The sequence below is a fragment of the Gilliamella mensalis genome (assembly GCF_900103085.1).
GTDB classification, from domain to species: Bacteria; Pseudomonadota; Gammaproteobacteria; order Enterobacterales; family Orbaceae; genus Gilliamella; species Gilliamella mensalis.
Genome location: NZ_FMWR01000041.1, coordinates 1 through 785 on the forward strand (window position 1 = coordinate 1; position 785 = coordinate 785).

At 33.8% G+C, this 785-nt stretch carries 1 protein-coding gene; it reads right to left on the reverse strand.

From position 1 onward, the window contains the following. A partial coding sequence (locus BQ5209_RS10545) for a hypothetical protein (RefSeq protein ID WP_143421922.1) occupies window positions 1–339 on the reverse strand: 339 nt, incomplete at its 3' end. Window positions 340–785 lie beyond the last annotated feature (446 nt).

Here is a 785-nt window from a genome sequence, read left to right on the forward strand (position 1 = left end):
AGTAATTCCCTCATGCGTGACAGGTGCCCATGTCAATTCTCTTACATCTATTCCTGTAATGAGTAAATCAAAATATAAATTATCCGCACCTGTAGTTGGAAAATTGAGGTTATATGATCCTGGATTGGTTGATTGAACTAAAAAGCCCTTCTTAGGATTCCATATGTTAGCAGGGCCTGCGTGTTTTCCCTCACCCTGATATAGATTCGGCCTTACATACTTGATAACTGGCATAACTGGCTCCGCTGGTAATGGTTCGGATAGTAATATTATTGCATCACTACGATTACCCGCTCGAGCCTTTTTACCATTCGCCTGTACATTCCATGACGATGACAATAATAACAGTGCTAATACTAGCAAAGCTGTTTTAGGTGATTTGAACGATAATTTCGATAATTCGTTGAGAGATAATTTCGAAGATATAAATAAGTTTCGTGTAAAAACTCGTCGAATAGGATTATTTGATAAATTTAAGACATAGGTTTGCCAGTGCTTGTGCCTAAAATGATAATGCATTACGTTCCACCTGTCGTGTCAAGTAATGATTTGTTTTATTTAGATTTTTTATAATTATTTGCTTATTTAATAAGCTTGTTTTCCTATAGCGATAAAAGTATAACCATTAAAAAAATAGTTGGCTAGTTTTTTGGCGGACTTTTTTGTAAAGAAATGTAAAGATGAAAACAATTGGCTTTAGAGATAGGTGAATTTTATAATTAAAATAGGGTATTAGCTTTAGGACTTTTTGATTTTTGCGGAATAATTAATATTGCTGATAACAT